Genomic DNA, 16057 nt, shown 5'->3' on the forward strand with positions numbered 1-16057 from the left:
TACACCACAAATTGCCATTTTGTATTCATCTAAAGTATAAACTATCTCTTCTACTATACGTTTTTAATCTCCAGCCATTCATTTTCTAAAATACTCATTTCCCATAAACTCCAGTATTCATCGCCATTTTTACTTGCATCTCTATGTAAACCCTCTTTTACAAATCCTTCCTTTTCGTAACAATCAATGGCAGAGTCATTAAAGTCAAATACTCCAAGACTAACCCTATGTAAGTGAAGTTCTTCAAATGCGATTTTAAGTATTTCTTTAATCATTTGCTGACCGATCCCTTTACCTCTTGTGTTTTTATCACCGATTAGGACTTTTCCAACTCTTGCAGATTCGTTTTTTCTATCAATTCTCCCCAAAGAGATATGTCCAATAACGTTGCCTGTTTCTTGATCAACCACTTTATAAATCAGAGCTTCTGAGTTAGCATGATTGGCATTCTCCATGTACTTTTCTAATTGAGTATCATTCAAGGGATAGTTAAACCCAGGGCCACCCCATTGAAGTAAAAATGCAGGCGAATCAATCCAATTGATAAGCTGTTTAAAATCAGAGCGTTCAAAATACTTTAGTTCTATCATGATTACCACCTCCCCTTAATACTGGTCTAGATATATAGAACATCTCTAATTTAAAGACTTCTTAAATACATAACTTACTTTGTCATAGTTCATCCGCTCTTCATAAAAACGATGGGTATCTTTACGCTGCAATCCTGATGATAAGGATATCGTTTCATAATTGTTTTCCTTAGCCCATTGATGAACATATGTAAGTAATTGTTCACCATATCCTTTGGAACGTTTATTTATATCCGTAACCAAATCACATACCCAAACAAATCGTCCATAATAAAGAGTGATCATCGTTTTAAAACCAATTACCGCAACTATTTCACCCGCATCAACCAAAGCAAACATTTTATATCTATCGCTTTCTTGTGCATCCAAGACGAGTTCAAGATAGGAGTTTTCATCGAGATGAGTACGCAGCTGCTTCATCACAGGGAATGCTTCAACTATTTCATTTACTGATTTAATTTCTTTAATCGTGAACGGATCCATAATCCACCTCTTATTTCTGAATATTTAGTCATTTTATCTTGCAATTTGCCTGTTCTACTCTATTCTTTAGTAATTCCGACTTCCTTTATTTTTCCCCCAGTAAAAAGCCATGGAATAACTCCCCTCCAAAAGGTTCTAATATATTTTCAACTAAATGGATTACTTGATCCTTTTCTCCTGTCTTATAAAAACAATCAAATGCTTCTACAAATTGGTTTGCAAATAATTCATCATATTGCTTGAGAGAACGAACTACCCATTTTGATGTGCCAATCCATTGACGGTTTGCTCTTAAGATAAATTCACTTACCAATTCAGCAAGTGTATTGGCTATAAAGAGTTCCTCTGCCCGATTCGTACAGCCTTTAAAATCATCGAGTGCATCCGTAATAAAATAACGCTTCGTATTGATTATTTCGGCTGTCCATTCTTCTGGACCTTTAGCCAGTATTTCTTTAGCCTCTTTTTTAATTGAATCGATTATTCCGCAATCTTTTAAGATTATCCCTTCAGAAATCATTCTTGACAGTGAAGGTCTTGCCCTTTCACAGTCACTTTCAACAAACAGTTTATAAGAGGTTAAATTATATACGAACATTTCAATAGGCCATCCAAATTCAACTAATGACTCTCGATAGGATGAACTGATATTTTTATCGAAAATAACGATATCCAAGTCAGATGTTTCAGTTGCTTCACCCCGAACAACGCTCCCTGCCAATAGAGCACCCTGACAGTTTGGAAAATAAATTTTAATAAACCGTTGCCCGGCTTCAATTGGACTTATTTTATTAAATCCACCCATTGACTCACCTCTGATTCGACAAATTTCTCAATTATTTGATTCTACATTGAGATATGAAATACCTTCCAAAAACCAAAGCTTTATCGAAAACAAAAAAGAACTGGTTGACAGCTCTTGATTTTATTTAATAGTTTCCCATTCTTTTCGCAATAAGCCCATTCTAATTGAATCGTAATATTCGTTATCATAGAAACGGCATTTTCTTAACCTTGCTTCCATTTGCATACCTAATTTTTCTCCAACTTTGATCATTCGCTGATTACCAGACCAGGTTGTGTACCCTACACGAACTAAAGGCATCGTTTTAAATAAATGGTCAATCCATAATTTTAAAGCTCTCGTACCATATCCCCCATTCCAATATTGAGGATTATATATACCAATGCCCATTTCTAGCCACTTTGACGGCTCATGCTCCCAGTAATAACTGACTGTACCAATTATTTTTCCATCTACTTCTATTCCCCAGTAGTAATCTTGATTGATAATCTTATCCCTTTTCTTCAAGTAATCATCATACGATATAGACTTATGTTCAAAATAGGGGGCATCCCACTTTTTCCATTCAGGAGATTCTTCTTTATAAACTAATTCCCATAAAGAATATAAATCTTCTTCTCTGATTGGCCGAATAATTAACTCATGATTCTTATACATATGTATAATTGAGCCCCTTTCTCTTTTTAAAACTTAATAAGATTAAGCTATTTGAATGGTATTCCTGTTTATTTATTTTCATCTATATCTCCAATATGAATCTACTATTTCTTTTCAACCTCGTATAAATCCTCCCTCTGAATGTATAATCTGACCGGTTATCCACTCTCCTTCTTGAGAAGCAAGGAAGCCAATCATACGGGCTACATCTTCAGGTACACCTATACGTCCCATTGGAAACTTAGGTAAAAGATGTTCCCGAATCTCATCTGTCATCCATGTTGAATCAGTAGGACCAGGGTTTACAGCATTGACTGTAATTCCTAATGATGCCAGTTCAGCGGACAATGACCGAGTGAACGCTGAAATAGCTCCTTTTGTGGCTGCATAAGCTAATTCGTCAGGCATCGCACCCAAGTCCTGACCTGATGTCATATTAATAATTCTGCCTGATTTATATCCAGCATTCTTAAAACATCGAGCAAATTCTGTACATAACAGAAAAGTAGTCCTCATATTAACGGCATAATGGTCATCCAAAGTTTTAGCGTCCAGATTTAGATACCCATCTCTTGTTGAATGGGCTGCATTATTAATCAATATGGAAGGTACACCTAATTCCTCTGAAATACGCTTAATTGTTTCGGAGGCTGCATTTGCATCTGACAGGTCAATTTCCATGCTTTTGCAACGGACTCCGTTAGTTTGTATTTCATTAAAAAAGATTTCAGGCCATTCTTGTTCTGCTTTCCAGTATGTAAAAAATATATCAGCTCCCTGTGAAGCTAGTTTTCTGCAAATGGCCGTCCCAATATCCCTTGAACCACTCGCACCTGTTACTAAAGCTATTTTCCCATGCAAAAAAGTCATGTATTTTCCCTTCCCTAAAGCAATTTGATATTTATACTAGGTATTGTGATTAATCATAATTAAAAACCCATAATTTAACAATAAAAAACCAACCATATATATACTGGAATAAATCTTAATCTGACAAACTAATAATTGAAAATAAAGAAAAAAAGGGGAGAGAGAGTCCCCCTTTTAGGTACGCGAATAAAATTATAAAAAGATAGACAAGACTGTTAAAATACTAATCGATCCCACCACTACAAGCATGACATTGGCTCCAAGCAAAGAAAGAATGATAGCTGACATCCCACCGATTAATCCTATCCAAATGTTTTCCTGTATAAAAAGCACACCAGGAAAAATCAATGCACCCAGCGTTGCATAGGGGATGTTTTGTAAAAAACCTTCCCAAAATGGAGAGAGCTTCATTTCTTTAAACAAAACAAAAGGCAGCATTCTTGGTATGTATGTAACGAGGGCCATCCCTAATATAAGTATAAAACTAGATGCCGTCATTCACTTGTCCTCCTTTTGCCAATCAACGTATACATCCATTCAACCAGAAAGGCTGATAAAAGCGTTGCCACAATAATTGACCAGCCGGTGGATAAAAGACCCGTTACAGATAATATTGTGTTAAAGATTGCTCCCATACCAGCAAGGAGGAGGATTTTACGGCTTTTCGCCAATGCTGGCATTAACAGAGCAATAAACATCGCATAGAGGGCAATACTCATACTTTCCTGTAAGGCATGGGGCAAACTGGCTCCGAACAAATAACCAACTCCCGTACAGAGAACCCAGCTTACATAAGCAATTCCTCCAAGGCCGAACATATAGCCCGCTGTTATTTTCCCCTTTTTAAAGGATGCGACCGAAAACGTTTCATCTGTAATACCAAATGAATAAATAATCTTTTTCCATAAAGGATCATTCACAGATTTTAACTGAATGGATGTCGCAATTAATAAATGCCGTATATTTAAAATAAATGTAGCGACAATAATACCAATTACACCTGTACCGAGTGACAGCAAATTTAATGCTGTGTACTGAGAAGCACCTGCATATACCAATATACTCATAGCTAAGGCTTCCCCAAATGTTAGTCCCGATGATTTGGCAAGCAGACCAAATGTTAGCGCGATTGGAAAATATCCTATCGCAATACTGATTCCTGCCTGAATCCCCTCCTTAAAATCCGATACACTGCGCTCGGCAACCTGCACCTCCATGACATACTCCTTTCTAGTCTCTTACGTCAAGATAAAATAAGCTATTCCTAATAATTCAAGGGTTTTTACTCTTATCTACCAGGCTTCTGTAAGAGATTTACGTATTTTACTTATTCTTTTAATGGTTATACCAAAAGTCTGTCTTATCGAACTTATCTTTTGTATTGGAATTTTTTGAATATTGTAGAATTACATTCATCCCTCATATAATGGATTTATGATGAAGATGAAAGTAGGGATACTTATGCAAGGTAATGAAAAAACATTAGGATATGTACGAGTAGTTATTGATGAAGTTGGCAAAGTAGCACATATTTGTCCAAACACTCTGCATCATCCTGATCCAGACGAACAAGAACGTTTACAAAAAATAATTTCAGTTAATCACTTAGATGAAGTTTTCTCTAAAATGGGCCATTCCTATAAAGATTGCCAGGTTTTAGTCGTATTCCACGAAAACAATAACCATGTATGTGTAGAGCATTCTATGACGATTCAACCAAATTTCAAAAGCTTCTGGAGAGAGAGAATCACCAAAAAAATCGAAAAGCATCATGAAAGCATGCGCGATGAAATCCATATCCAGAGCCGAATTGATTTGTGGGAAGATACATACAAAGAAACATTTGTTCCAACAAGAAAGGTTGGCTAAAATAGATGGAAACAGCAAGCATTATGCTTGCTGTTTCCGTTTGTTTACTCCTATACATCTATTATCCCAACAAGCTCCTATCAGAAATTTGCGTATTCCGTTTTAGTTTTTGGAATTCATTCAATAACTGATCAATGGTTAACGTTTGTTTAGAGTTTTGATCTGCTTCATAAATAATTTCACCGCTATCCATCATGATTAATCGATTGCCCAAATCAAGGGCCTGCTGCATATTGTGGGTTACCATTAAGGTTGTCAATTTATGTTCTTTTACGATTTTTTTCGTAAGTTCGGTTATAAGCTGAGCCCGTGATGGATCGAGTGCTGCAGTATGCTCATCAAGGAGGAGTATATCCGGCTCTGTAAAAGTAGCCATTAATAAGGATAGCGCCTGTCTTTCCCCTCCTGATAACAAGCCGACCTTCGCAGATAATCGGTTCTCCAGACCTAAATGAAGCTCCTCTAGTTTTTCTTTAAAAAACAGTCTGCGCTTATTTGTAACCCCGAAACTGAGCCCTGCTCTTTTTGTTCTTGCATAGGCAATGGCCAGGTTTTCTTCGATTGTCATCGTCGGAGCAGTACCTGCCAGCGGATCCTGAAAAACCCTTCCTATTTTTCGGGCACGGCGGTGTTCTCCCGCATACGTCAAATCGGTTCCGTTAAGGATGATTTTTCCTGAATCGGGCAGGATTTTTCCTGAAATTAAATTCATAAGTGTGGATTTACCCGCTCCATTACTTCCAATTACCGTCACAAAATCTCCCTGCTTCAATTCAAGATTAATCTGATTTAATGCCATTTTTTCATCAGGAGAGCCTTCATTAAACACTTTTAATATCTGACTTAGTTGCAGCAAGCTGCTCTCCTCCATTCTCATTTATACTAGGTTTAACCGTTTCTGCATTCAATTCTTTCATTCGATTGCGTCTTTTCCGGGATTTTTTCGTACTGTCTATCCATTTTGGAATAAGCAAAGCAATAATAACAATTACAGCCGTAATTAGTTTCATATCTCCCGCTTCAAGAAACTCCACTTTAAGCGCAAAGGCTACAACCAATCGATATAAAATCGCTCCGCCAATAACCGCTAAGGTCGCTCTGGCAATGGATTTAGAACCGAAGACTGCTTCCCCGATAATAACGGATGCAAGCCCAATGACGATCATTCCAATCCCCATTCCGACATCAGCAGACCCAATATACTGTGCGACAAAAGCTCCTGATAAAGCGACCAGCGCATTGGCGATTCCAAGTCCCAGCATTTTCGTCATATCTGTATGAACCGAAAAGCTGCGCACCATTTGCTCATTATCTCCAGTTCCTCGAATGGCAAGGCCTATTTCTGTTTTCAAAAATGCATCCAGTAACATCTTGCCTACGATAACAAATAAAATCATCGGCAATACAATGGACCATGTATGCGGAATATAGCCTTCTAATCCAATGTTTGTGAAAAGTGATGCAATCCAGTTATCAATTCCAAGACTCGCCCACCATGTACCAAGCTTAGTAAAAATTGTATCCTCTGATAATAAGGATACATTTGGCTTACCTAGAATTCTTAGATTAATAGAATATAAGGCAATCATCATTAAAATTCCCGATAACAGTGGATTAATCTTCCCTTTTGTGTGCAGTAACCCCGTAATTATTCCTACAAAGAACCCTACAAATATCGCCGAAAACGTAGCAAGGATAGGACTTGTTCCGCCTGTAATTAAAATGGAAGCGACGGCCGCCCCTGTTACAAAGCTTCCGTCCACTGTCATATCAGGAAAGTTAAGAATTCGAAATGATAAGTAAACACCTAAGGCCATAATGCTATAAATAATGCCGGCTTCCACCGAACCAAAAACAGATGCAAACACGTATTAACCTTCCTTTCTGTTTGGATTAATTACGGCTGAAGAACCTTATTCCAGAAATTCAGCTTCCTCTTTAATTTTAGTAAGATCTATCTTCATTTTTTCAGCGGCTGATTTATTAATAACTAATTTCAAATCATTCGGTGCTTCAACAGGCAAGTCCTTCACCTCTTTTTCACCCTTCAGTAATTGCACAGCTTGTTCCCCCGCCTGATAGCCGATATCATAATAATTGAAGCCATATGCTGCAAAGCCACCTCTTTTGACTGAATCCAATTCTCCAACAAATAAAGGAATACTTTCTTTTTCTGCAACCTGGATCACAGACTCGAGTGCGGATACAACTGTATTATCTGTAATGATATAAATAGCATCTACTCTACCCACCAAAGAATCTGCAGCTTGCTTTACTTCAGAAGTGTTTGCAACAGAAACCTTTTCAACAGACACTCCATTTTTCTTTGCTTCATCTTCAACAGTTTTGACCTGAACCTCCGAATTTTGCTCACCGGCATTATAAATCGTTCCTATTTTCGTATAGCCCATTTCTTTTATCAACTTCACTGTATTAGGGATCGCTTCAGGGTGAGTATCTGTTGTTCCCGTCACATTTTTATCCGGTGCTTCCATGCTGGATACCAATTTTGCCCCTACTGGATCTGTAACAGATGTAAATACAATCGGTATATCCTTTGTAACATTGGCTGCAGTTTGAGCACTTGGAGTAGCATTAGCAAAGATTAAATCGACTTTTTCACTCACTAAATTAGTAGCAATCGTTTGATTATTATTTAACTCCCCCTGAGCATTCTGTTCATCATATTTAATGGACAACCCAGAATCCTCAAGAGCCTTTTTAAAGCCCTTTGTGGCCTCATCAAGCGATGGATGTTCAACAAATTGAGAAATCCCTACTCTATACTGTTTTCCTTCTCCATTTTTCTCACCTTCGCCGGACGATTTTTCATCCGAACCACAGCCTGCAAGTGCAATGGTTGATATTACAGCTATACTTGCCAATAAACTTTTCCATTTCATGATATGCTCCCCCACCCTTTATCGCTTTTATGCTTTTATTCGTTAAATTATAGCCTGAAAATTTTAGAATTGCAATAAATAATATAGAATATTCAGACAATAAAGCAGTGGCATATCTGTAAAAATTGAAACTTAAACTATAATATGCTGTTTTTTAGCTGGGTGAGTAGGTTGATTAGTTTTAGCAGGATAAGACCCATAAAAATGATAGATAAATACGGATTAAGCAAAAAAAATTCCCGCATCACTGCGGGTCCAAAGTTCGTTTTTCTATTTTGTTTGCTGCAGCACAGTATTTCTTAAAGCTCTGCGTAAAATCTTACCTGTCGTATTTTTAGGAAGCTCCTCCATAAATTCAATCGATGTAGGTACTTTATATTTTGCTAAATGCTCATGGCAATAGTTGATTAATTGCTCTTCCGTTAAATCTAGGCTTTTGGATACTACAAAACATCGGATGACTTCTCCAAGATTCGGATCCGGAGCCCCTATTACAGCTACCTCCGATACTTCGGGGTGTGCAAATAAAACTTCTTCAACTTCCCTAGGATAAACATTAAAGCCACCGACAATAACCATGTCTTTTTTCCGATCAACAATATAAAAATATTCTTCATCATCTGCACGAGCTAAGTCACCAGTATATAACCAACCATCCTTAATGGTAGCTGCAGTTTCTTCTGGCATTTTATAATAGCCCTTCATGACATTTGGACCTTTAACAATCAATTCCCCAACTTCACCCGCTGGAACCTCTTCACCCAATTCATTTACGACTTTATTCTCAACATGAATGATGGATTTTCCAATAGAGCCAGGCTTTCTAGGGCGATCAATTGGGTTAAAACAGGTAACTGGAGATGCTTCTGAAAGACCATATCCCTCTGACACAATAACATTAAATTTCTTCTCGAAATTTGTTAATAACGCAACCGGCATAGCTGAACCTCCGGAAATACAGAACCTGAGAGTTTTAAAGCTATCTTGATTAGCCTCGGGATATTGCAATAGATAATTGAACATAGTAGGCACACCTGCGAAAAGGGTTACTTCATATTTCTCGGCCACTCTGAACACTTCTTGTGGACTGAATTTAGGCAGGATGATTAATGTACCTCCATTTATTAGTGGCGCATTTAAAGAAACCGTTAAACAAAATACATGGAACATTGGCAGCACCGTAATAACACGGTCATCTTCATTGATCTGTAAGTAATCTGCTACATCCCGGGCATTACTATAGAGATTTTTATGCGTAAGCATAGCACCCTTTGGTTTACCGGTCGTCCCTGAGGTGTACAAAATAAGGGCGGTGTCATCTTCCTCCACTTTCGGGGCAGAAAATTGTCCGGTAGCAATTTTGAGTATATCTGTAAACGGTTTCATTTTGTCGCTGATAGATAGGTTCTGAGGCAATTCATCTGGTCCTGTACCGGACGGACAAACAATCACATGATTAATATCTGGCAGTATCTTACTCATCTTATCAAACATAGGAATCAGCAAATCCAATGTGATTACTGCTTTTACATCACCATTTTTCAATATGTAGGCTATTTCATCTGGTGTATACGTTGGATTAATCGGGATAGCCGTTGCACCCAATCTCATTAATCCATATAAACCAATTATGAAATGCGGTGAATTACCCAATAATAGAGCAACATTATCTCCTTTGTTTACCCCTAAACTCTGAAGACCATCAGCAAACCGTGTAACAGCTGCATTCAATTCAGCATAACTCGTTTCCTGATCCATAAAAATATAAGCTGGTTTTGTTTTAAACTTTTCTGCCGTTTCTAGAAGTTGGGTTGATAAATTCATATTATTCCCTCCCCTGTTAGAAAGGTGTAAATTTTGTTAAAATATTCTAAATACACCCAATTTTTATTATAGAAAAAGAACTAGGTATAAGCAACTATTTAATCGAAATCATAGATTAAGCAATCCCTACATTCACAATATTCATAAACAGGATAATTTACCTATAACCTTTATGTTTTCACAAAAATATCGTATTTTTATTGATATAGTTATTTGTATAAATAAAAAGCTTCAAACGGATTTAACCCATTAGAAGCTTTTTGATAGAAAGTATTTTCACTTTTTATTTAATATAAAAGATTAACAAAATCCTCTTTTGTGATATTTCCAAAATAATGACTGATATTCACATCTTTCAATGCATTTTCTAGTTCAGATTTTGAAAATCTAACACCAACTAATCGTTTTTGGATTTCTTCTACATCACCCACTCCAAAGAAGTCACCAAATATTTTGCATTCCTCAATTTTACCTTTAGCTACCTCTAAGCGAACATCTATTTGTCCAACTGGGAAACGATGAGAATGCTGAATATTAAACTTAGGTGATTTTCCATAATTCCAATCCCATTGTTGATAACGTTCTTCAGAGATTTCCATAATTTTTTTCCAGTCTTCATCAGTCCATTGATATTCTTGTACATTCTCCATTCCACCAAAAATATGTTCAAGTAGCTTTTGGCGGAATTCTTCCATAGTCAATGGTTCAGACAGGAACTCGGAAATATTGGCAACTCTTGAGCGAATGGATTTTATTCCTTTTGATTTAATTTTATCTTCTTTCACCTTTAAGGCCGAAACCACATTTTCAATTTCACTGGAAAGCATTAATGTTCCATGGCTGAACATTCTTCCCTTAGTGGCAAATTGAGCATTTCCTGAAATTTTGCGTTCTCCAACTACTAAATCATTACGACCACTTAATTCAGCATTTACGCCTAGTTCCTTCAATGCTTCCACCACAGGTTCAGTGAACTTCTTATAATTATGGAAGCTTTCACCATCATCTTTAGTGATAAAGCTATAGTTCAAATTACCGAGATCATGGTAAACCGCACCGCCGCCGGAAAGTCTGCGGACAACAATAATATCGTTCTCTTCTACATAATCACTGTTGATTTCCTCAATTGTATTTTGGTTCTTTCCAATAATAATGGATGGCTGATTAATATAAAATAATAAATATGATTCATCAATATCCAAATGTTTTAATGCATACTCCTCAATTGCCAAATTAATACGTGGATCTGTTATTCCTCTATTATCTAAAAATAGCATTACTCAATCCCCCTAAAATTAAATATAAATTTGTAAACCAGTCTTGGCTAAATCAATCTCACCCTTATAGACTTTTGCGGCTTGCTTTACCAGATCATTCTGATTCCCGAAGTGCGGCAAATGGGTCAAGATTAAGGTTTGAACTGCTGCATCCCTGGCTATTTCTCCGGCTTGAATGCTGGTTAAATGACCGGCCCTTTCAGCCATATCCATGCCCTCATAAAAATTGCACTCGCATAGTAAAACATTCGCATCCCTGAAAAAAGACACGAGTTCAGGAAAATAGGCTGTATCTGCCGTATAAGCCAATCTTTTGCCCCCTGCTTCAATAACATAAGCATAGCATGGAACGGAATGCTTCGTCTTAAGTGCCTTAACATGGAAAGGACCAATTTGAACAGATTTCCCTTCCACAATAGGTTCCCATACAGTCTGGCTTTTATATGTCAGAGTAACAGCTGTAGCTTTATCTTCCGTATGAGCATATATAGGCAATGGCTCTTTTTCAATTCCTACCATTTGATCGATTAATAATGCATGCTGCAGGACCCCTATATCTGCAATATGATCTGTATGAAAATGTGATAAAAGAACGGCGTCCAAATCGCCTGGTCTTATGTATTCCTGTAACTGAGATAATACTCCGCTTCCACAATCAAGCAGCAATTTAAATCCTTCATGCTCAATCAGATAACCCGAACTGGCTTCTTTCTTCCCAGGATAGCCGCCCCAAAACCCGATAACTGTTAAACGCATTTTATCCCCCCATTAAAAATCAATCTAACTTTATATTGTTTGTTGGCAAATGGCTGTAACGAAATCTATAAGCTATAAAATTCCTATCGTTCTTTCTCATAATCTGTCCTTTTCCATTAATTGCATGCAATTATAACCAATTTCATGGTTATGACTTCGCAAAATCTAATATAGCTTCACACTCAATATATAACAATTAGCCTATTTTTTCATCTTTTTCAAAATTGTCTTAAAACAGTGTTGACTTTCCATATCTGTTATAATACAATGACATTATCAAGCAGTTATATAACAGATTCGAAAATGGACTATCTGTTATAAATCAATTAAAAAAACGGAGGTTTTAAACATGGTACGAAACGTTATGGAATTCTTCAGAAATTTGCCCCCTAAGAAATGTTCAGAATGCGGTGAAAACATTGAAGAACAGCACGAATGCTACGGAATCGTCTGTGATAAATGCCTGCGTCATGTATCTGAATAGTCTTTAAATAATGTTAGCAGCAATCCCCTTTAATCCTGGGGTGCTCATATCGACTGTATTCATACAGTCCCTGATTTTTTAAATTCCCTCTATTTTGCGATTTGCAAAAAACCAGCCAATTATATATGGCTGGTTATTTTTTAGGTTATTTTTAAAGAAAACATAAATAAATCATTCATTTATAAATTCACTTGATAAGAGTTCCTATAGTAAGAAATCCTTTATTGATGTTAACTTTTCAACATATAGCTAAACAATGGTCTGCTTCTGCTTTAAACCCTTTATCAATTCGAATTTCGGTTCTATAGAAGAAAGAATTGTTAATCTCCCCTTTGAAAAAAGACAATAATCCATCTTATAATTCCAATCAACACTATAAGAATTCCATTTGCTATTGTAATAAGTCCTAAAAACGCTCCAAGAATAATAAAGATAGCTCCGAAAAATTAGCATCCTATCTACTATGGATTAGCTCTAATAATGAAAATATAGAGATAGTTACCTATTCCTATCATGGATGTAGCGTTTGTTGATAACAAGTATAGCCCTTCCTTTACATCTCAGATTAATAGTAACAATAACAGCAATCTCTATGAAAATAGTCTTTATAAAGAAACGCTCAAACGGTGGTTCACATCATTTGAGCGTTTCTTCGTTATTAGACTGTCTTCATTGTATTTAGATAAGAAATAACTAGGTTCTAAAATGCAATCCCTTCTAAATAATAGATAGCCTATGTTTTTACACAGCTATCTGTTCTCCCCCGTTGCCGCTAGGGATTGAATCATCGTCATATCTCCAATTTTATTATTCAAGGTGATTGCCTCCTTCTGAATGTGGGTATAAAGCTGTAATAGGACTCATATATAGTACTTCAGAAGCTAAGGAGTGATTGAATATGATAACCTGGATGCTGGCCTTTATATTTTTTATCATACTATTAATAATCGGTGAAACGGCAGGTAATATCTATTTAACAAAATTAATACAATCTTCACATGATCTTGAGGATGCAGCATTGAAAGAGAATTAAATATTTTTCAGCTGATTCTTTTTTATAAAACAAAATGCTGTTCGTAGAGGTTATTACTAATAGCTTAATAAAAAGAGACTATTTTGGTGCCATATCCGAAAAGTTAGAGTAAAACTAACTCCTAGGGTGCGACACCTTATTTGCAATCGCCAGCGTTATCTTTATTTTAATTAACCACTATAGAATTATCTAATGTATTCACTGATATTAATAAAATCCCCTTTGAACTAAACTGTCCTTCGTATTATAAAAAGGGCGTTAATCCGTCTTGGATTAATACCCCACATAGTTGAAGGGGGAAAATTATTTATGGTACTCCATTAACCAACAGTCCTGAAATTTTCCTTCGTGCAATTCATTCTTAGTCAGTATTTTAACCTTTTTAAATCCACATTTTTCATAGCATCTGATAGCCCTTGTATTTCTTAATTGAGGGTCCATCACTACTCTTTCAGCTCCTTTTTCTTCAGTTAAAAAATAAACCATAGATGATACAAGTAATGTTCCAATCCCTTTATTCCAATAATCTATTTCCCCAATAAATTGGTCAGTACCAAAAACATTTTCTTGAAAAAATCCATAGTCATTTTTTGTGTCATCATCCAATTGGTAAAATTGAATATATCCAATTTCGGTATCATCGATTTCCACAATACATCTCACTTCACTATCTTCAGGTGGATAAAAAGCTTTTTCAACTTTTTCTAAATTAAATGGGTTGTCTCTACCCTCATAAAATTCGAGAACCGTTGGGTGTGATAGCCATTTTACAAATAGATATTTATCCTTTTTTTCTAATCTTCGAACCTTTAGATTACCATTTTGAAACAGCATAAATATTCCTCACTTATTATTTATAATAGATAGGTAATTCGTTTCCTTATAGGCAAATTCCTGCAATTAGCTAGCTATCCAGCTAATCCTTCCCCCGATAGTTAAATAAGAAGTAAGTTTAATTAGAAAACAATATCTACGAACAGAGCCCAATAAAAAGATATAAAAAATCCGATTAATTCTTCTCCATAATAAGAGGAATTAATCGGATTTGTTTATTTTGTAAAGTTATAGATTTTTTTCTTTAATAAATGTAAGGACCTGATTCATGGCAGCAATCCCCTGATCAATACAGTCAGGCATTCCAATACCATTATAGGATGCTCCGGCCAGATAAATTCCCGGAAGCTCCTTGTCCATTCTTTCTTTAATCATTTTTAAACGATCTAAATGACCGACTTCGTACTGAGGCATCCCTTCATTCCAACGAGTGACGATGGTGAAATCCGGTTTTTCAGTAATTTGCATGATTCTGTTTAAATCATCCAATACAATTTGTTCAATTTCACCGTCTGATAAGTCTACGACTACCTCATCACCGGCTCTTCCTACATAACAGCGCAGTAAAACCTTGCCATGAGGCGTAGTATGCGGCCATTTTTTATGAGTCCATGTACAAGCCGTAATCGTATAATCACTGTTTCTTGATACAAGGAATCCTGTTCCATCAATATCCTCTTTAATCGCGCTTGCATCAAATGCCATTGATACCGTTGCAACCGATGTGGAAGGTATTACCTTAAACGGCTCAAACATCCCATAATCCGGCAGCATTTGCGGAACAGCCTGATGGGGAGTAGCCAATATAGCTGAAATGACAGGTAACCGATCCCCATTATTTAATGTCAGCATATATCCTTCACCTGTTTTAATAATCCCATCAACTCTTGTCCCTTTAAGGATTTGATTTGCTGGAAGCTTTGCTTCAATGGCATCCGTCAATGATTGCAGCCCTTTATTAAAGGTTCGGAACATACCGATTTTGCTATCTGCTGCTGATTTATTGTCTTGTGATACTGGTTTTTTAGGACGGTTCTTTTTTGTACCCAATACAATGCTTCTGTATTTCTTCTCCAATTTTAGCATATCAGGAAACGTGGACATTGTGCTTAACTTGTCGAGATCGCCTGCATAAATTCCTGAAAGAAGAGGCTCAACCAGATTCTCCACTATCTCATCCCCAAGACGGCGCCTTAAAAATTTCCCTAATGGCTGATCGCCTGGCTCTTTAGAACGCGGCAGGATAAAATCCATAGCTGCTCTCATTTTACCTGATAGAGAAAACAGCCCCGTTGTAATAAACGGCCCTATCTCCGTAGGAATCCCCATAACCGATCCACCCGGAATTGGATGAAGGTTATCCTTTACGAGAATATAAGATTTCCCTGTTGAATTTGGAACAATCGTGCTTTCAAGACCCACTTCTTTCGCCAATTCTGTCATGCTCTTCTTTCGAGCCAAGAATGAATCTGGGCCTCTTTCAATGACAAAACCGTCACGTTCTACCGTTTGCATTTTACCGCCAAGCCTAGTTGTAGACTCTATTAGAATTACATTATATGGAAGATTGACTTCCTTTACTTTTTTATCAAGGTAATAGGCTGCCGTCAGACCCGCGATTCCACCACCAATGATTGCAATATTTTGTTTCGTTGAATCCAATTTTATCGCC

At 36.7% G+C, this 16057-nt stretch carries 18 protein-coding genes; 3 read left to right on the forward strand and 15 right to left on the reverse strand.

Going from position 1 to position 16057, the window contains the following annotated elements; all coding sequences use genetic code 11:
* Positions 1 to 53: 53 nt before the first annotated feature.
* The 7 genes from AC4G3N_RS13460 to AC4G3N_RS13490 all read right to left on the reverse strand — a co-directional run bounded on the left by AC4G3N_RS13460 (position 54) and on the right by AC4G3N_RS13490 (position 4622).
* Positions 54 to 590, reverse strand: coding sequence for a GNAT family N-acetyltransferase (locus AC4G3N_RS13460; RefSeq protein ID WP_491090335.1), 537 nt, complete (start codon positions 588 to 590; stop codon positions 54 to 56).
* Between the two features lie 45 nt (positions 591 to 635).
* Positions 636 to 1073 (reverse strand): GNAT family N-acetyltransferase, encoded by a 438-nt coding sequence (locus tag AC4G3N_RS13465; RefSeq protein ID WP_066101797.1) that lies wholly within the window; start codon positions 1071 to 1073, stop codon positions 636 to 638.
* Between the two features lie 85 nt (positions 1074 to 1158).
* The gene (locus tag AC4G3N_RS13470; protein ID WP_140461132.1) at positions 1159 to 1878 is read right to left on the reverse strand and encodes a nucleotidyltransferase domain-containing protein; all 720 of its coding nucleotides are present in this window, start codon (positions 1876 to 1878) and stop codon (positions 1159 to 1161) included.
* Between the two features lie 120 nt (positions 1879 to 1998).
* Positions 1999 to 2535, reverse strand: coding sequence for a GNAT family N-acetyltransferase (locus tag AC4G3N_RS13475; protein WP_491090336.1), 537 nt, complete (start codon positions 2533 to 2535; stop codon positions 1999 to 2001).
* Positions 2536 to 2649: 114 nt separating this feature from the next.
* A complete protein-coding gene (locus AC4G3N_RS13480) occupies positions 2650 to 3405 on the reverse strand; it encodes an SDR family oxidoreductase (RefSeq protein ID WP_066101804.1) in 756 nt (251 codons plus the stop codon).
* A 192-nt stretch (positions 3406 to 3597) separates the two neighbouring features.
* Entirely contained in the window at positions 3598 to 3903 is a 306-nt protein-coding gene (locus AC4G3N_RS13485; protein WP_066101807.1) for an AzlD domain-containing protein, read from the reverse strand.
* Entirely contained in the window at positions 3900 to 4622 is a 723-nt protein-coding gene (locus AC4G3N_RS13490; protein WP_491090337.1) for an AzlC family ABC transporter permease, read from the reverse strand. Before AC4G3N_RS13490 ends, AC4G3N_RS13485 begins: the two co-directional genes overlap by 4 nt.
* 244 nt (positions 4623 to 4866) lie before the next feature.
* Here AC4G3N_RS13490 and AC4G3N_RS13495 point away from each other — a divergent pair, with 244 nt between their 5' ends.
* Complete coding sequence (locus AC4G3N_RS13495; RefSeq protein ID WP_066101814.1) at positions 4867 to 5274, forward strand: hypothetical protein; 408 nt, start codon at positions 4867 to 4869, stop codon at positions 5272 to 5274.
* Between the two features lie 61 nt (positions 5275 to 5335).
* Here the strand turns inward: AC4G3N_RS13495 and AC4G3N_RS13500 are convergent, their stop codons facing one another.
* The 6 genes from AC4G3N_RS13500 to AC4G3N_RS13525 all read right to left on the reverse strand — a co-directional run bounded on the left by AC4G3N_RS13500 (position 5336) and on the right by AC4G3N_RS13525 (position 12034).
* Positions 5336 to 6130, reverse strand: a complete 795-nt coding sequence (locus AC4G3N_RS13500; protein WP_066101815.1) for an ABC transporter ATP-binding protein — start codon at positions 6128 to 6130, stop codon at positions 5336 to 5338.
* The gene (locus AC4G3N_RS13505; protein ID WP_491090338.1) at positions 6096 to 7142 is read right to left on the reverse strand and encodes an ABC transporter permease; all 1047 of its coding nucleotides are present in this window, start codon (positions 7140 to 7142) and stop codon (positions 6096 to 6098) included. Before AC4G3N_RS13505 ends, AC4G3N_RS13500 begins: the two co-directional genes overlap by 35 nt.
* Positions 7143 to 7187: 45 nt before the next feature.
* The gene (locus AC4G3N_RS13510) at positions 7188 to 8177 is read right to left on the reverse strand and encodes an ABC transporter substrate-binding protein (protein WP_491090339.1); all 990 of its coding nucleotides are present in this window, start codon (positions 8175 to 8177) and stop codon (positions 7188 to 7190) included.
* Positions 8178 to 8447: 270 nt separating this feature from the next.
* Positions 8448 to 10001, reverse strand: a complete 1554-nt coding sequence (locus tag AC4G3N_RS13515) for a fatty acid--CoA ligase family protein (protein WP_491090340.1) — start codon at positions 9999 to 10001, stop codon at positions 8448 to 8450.
* 287 nt (positions 10002 to 10288) lie between these two features.
* The gene (lplA, locus tag AC4G3N_RS13520) at positions 10289 to 11278 is read right to left on the reverse strand and encodes a lipoate--protein ligase (protein WP_066101822.1); all 990 of its coding nucleotides are present in this window, start codon (positions 11276 to 11278) and stop codon (positions 10289 to 10291) included.
* Between the two features lie 18 nt (positions 11279 to 11296).
* On the reverse strand, positions 11297 to 12034 hold the full coding sequence (locus AC4G3N_RS13525) for an MBL fold metallo-hydrolase (protein ID WP_066101825.1): 738 nt from the start codon (positions 12032 to 12034) through the stop codon (positions 11297 to 11299).
* 349 nt (positions 12035 to 12383) lie between these two features.
* Here AC4G3N_RS13525 and yhfH point away from each other — a divergent pair, with 349 nt between their 5' ends.
* Together yhfH and AC4G3N_RS13535 are read left to right on the forward strand one after the other, a co-directional pair.
* Complete coding sequence (gene yhfH, locus AC4G3N_RS13530; RefSeq protein WP_077247967.1) at positions 12384 to 12518, forward strand: protein YhfH; 135 nt, start codon at positions 12384 to 12386, stop codon at positions 12516 to 12518.
* A gap of 898 nt (positions 12519 to 13416) precedes the next feature.
* Positions 13417 to 13551: a hypothetical protein gene (locus tag AC4G3N_RS13535; RefSeq protein ID WP_257468976.1), complete on the forward strand. Its 135-nt coding sequence runs from the start codon at positions 13417 to 13419 to the stop codon at positions 13549 to 13551.
* A gap of 303 nt (positions 13552 to 13854) precedes the next feature.
* Here the strand turns inward: AC4G3N_RS13535 and AC4G3N_RS13540 are convergent, their stop codons facing one another.
* Both AC4G3N_RS13540 and hemY read right to left on the reverse strand, forming a co-directional pair.
* Positions 13855 to 14385 (reverse strand): GNAT family N-acetyltransferase, encoded by a 531-nt coding sequence (locus AC4G3N_RS13540; protein ID WP_491090341.1) that lies wholly within the window; start codon positions 14383 to 14385, stop codon positions 13855 to 13857.
* Positions 14386 to 14613: 228 nt separating this feature from the next.
* Positions 14614 to 16047: a protoporphyrinogen oxidase gene (hemY, locus tag AC4G3N_RS13545; RefSeq protein WP_491090342.1), complete on the reverse strand. Its 1434-nt coding sequence runs from the start codon at positions 16045 to 16047 to the stop codon at positions 14614 to 14616.
* Between the last annotated feature and the right edge of the window lie 10 nt (positions 16048 to 16057).

It is taken from the genome of Bacillus sp. z50, from assembly GCF_058313585.1.

Excerpts from the sequence above, each read along its gene's own strand:
- AC4G3N_RS13460 (WP_491090335.1), bottom strand. The coding sequence starts at position 590 with ATGATAGAACTAAAGTATTTTGAACGCTCTGATTTTAAACAGCTTATC.
- AC4G3N_RS13465 (WP_066101797.1), bottom strand. The coding sequence starts at position 1,073 with ATGGATCCGTTCACGATTAAAGAAATTAAATCAGTAAATGAAATAGTT.
- AC4G3N_RS13470 (WP_140461132.1), bottom strand. The coding sequence starts at position 1,878 with ATGGGTGGATTTAATAAAATAAGTCCAATTGAAGCCGGGCAACGGTTT.
- AC4G3N_RS13475 (WP_491090336.1), bottom strand. The coding sequence starts at position 2,535 with ATGTATAAGAATCATGAGTTAATTATTCGGCCAATCAGAGAAGAAGAT.
- AC4G3N_RS13480 (WP_066101804.1), bottom strand. The coding sequence starts at position 3,405 with ATGACTTTTTTGCATGGGAAAATAGCTTTAGTAACAGGTGCGAGTGGT.
- AC4G3N_RS13485 (WP_066101807.1), bottom strand. The coding sequence starts at position 3,903 with ATGACGGCATCTAGTTTTATACTTATATTAGGGATGGCCCTCGTTACA.
- AC4G3N_RS13490 (WP_491090337.1), bottom strand. The coding sequence starts at position 4,622 with ATGGAGGTGCAGGTTGCCGAGCGCAGTGTATCGGATTTTAAGGAGGGG.
- AC4G3N_RS13495 (WP_066101814.1), top strand. The coding sequence starts at position 4,867 with ATGCAAGGTAATGAAAAAACATTAGGATATGTACGAGTAGTTATTGAT.
- AC4G3N_RS13510 (WP_491090339.1), bottom strand. The coding sequence starts at position 8,177 with ATGAAATGGAAAAGTTTATTGGCAAGTATAGCTGTAATATCAACCATT.
- AC4G3N_RS13515 (WP_491090340.1), bottom strand. The coding sequence starts at position 10,001 with ATGAATTTATCAACCCAACTTCTAGAAACGGCAGAAAAGTTTAAAACA.
- lplA (WP_066101822.1), bottom strand. The coding sequence starts at position 11,278 with ATGCTATTTTTAGATAATAGAGGAATAACAGATCCACGTATTAATTTG.
- AC4G3N_RS13525 (WP_066101825.1), bottom strand. The coding sequence starts at position 12,034 with ATGCGTTTAACAGTTATCGGGTTTTGGGGCGGCTATCCTGGGAAGAAA.
- yhfH (WP_077247967.1), top strand. The coding sequence starts at position 12,384 with ATGGTACGAAACGTTATGGAATTCTTCAGAAATTTGCCCCCTAAGAAA.
- AC4G3N_RS13535 (WP_257468976.1), top strand. The coding sequence starts at position 13,417 with ATGATAACCTGGATGCTGGCCTTTATATTTTTTATCATACTATTAATA.
- AC4G3N_RS13540 (WP_491090341.1), bottom strand. The coding sequence starts at position 14,385 with ATGCTGTTTCAAAATGGTAATCTAAAGGTTCGAAGATTAGAAAAAAAG.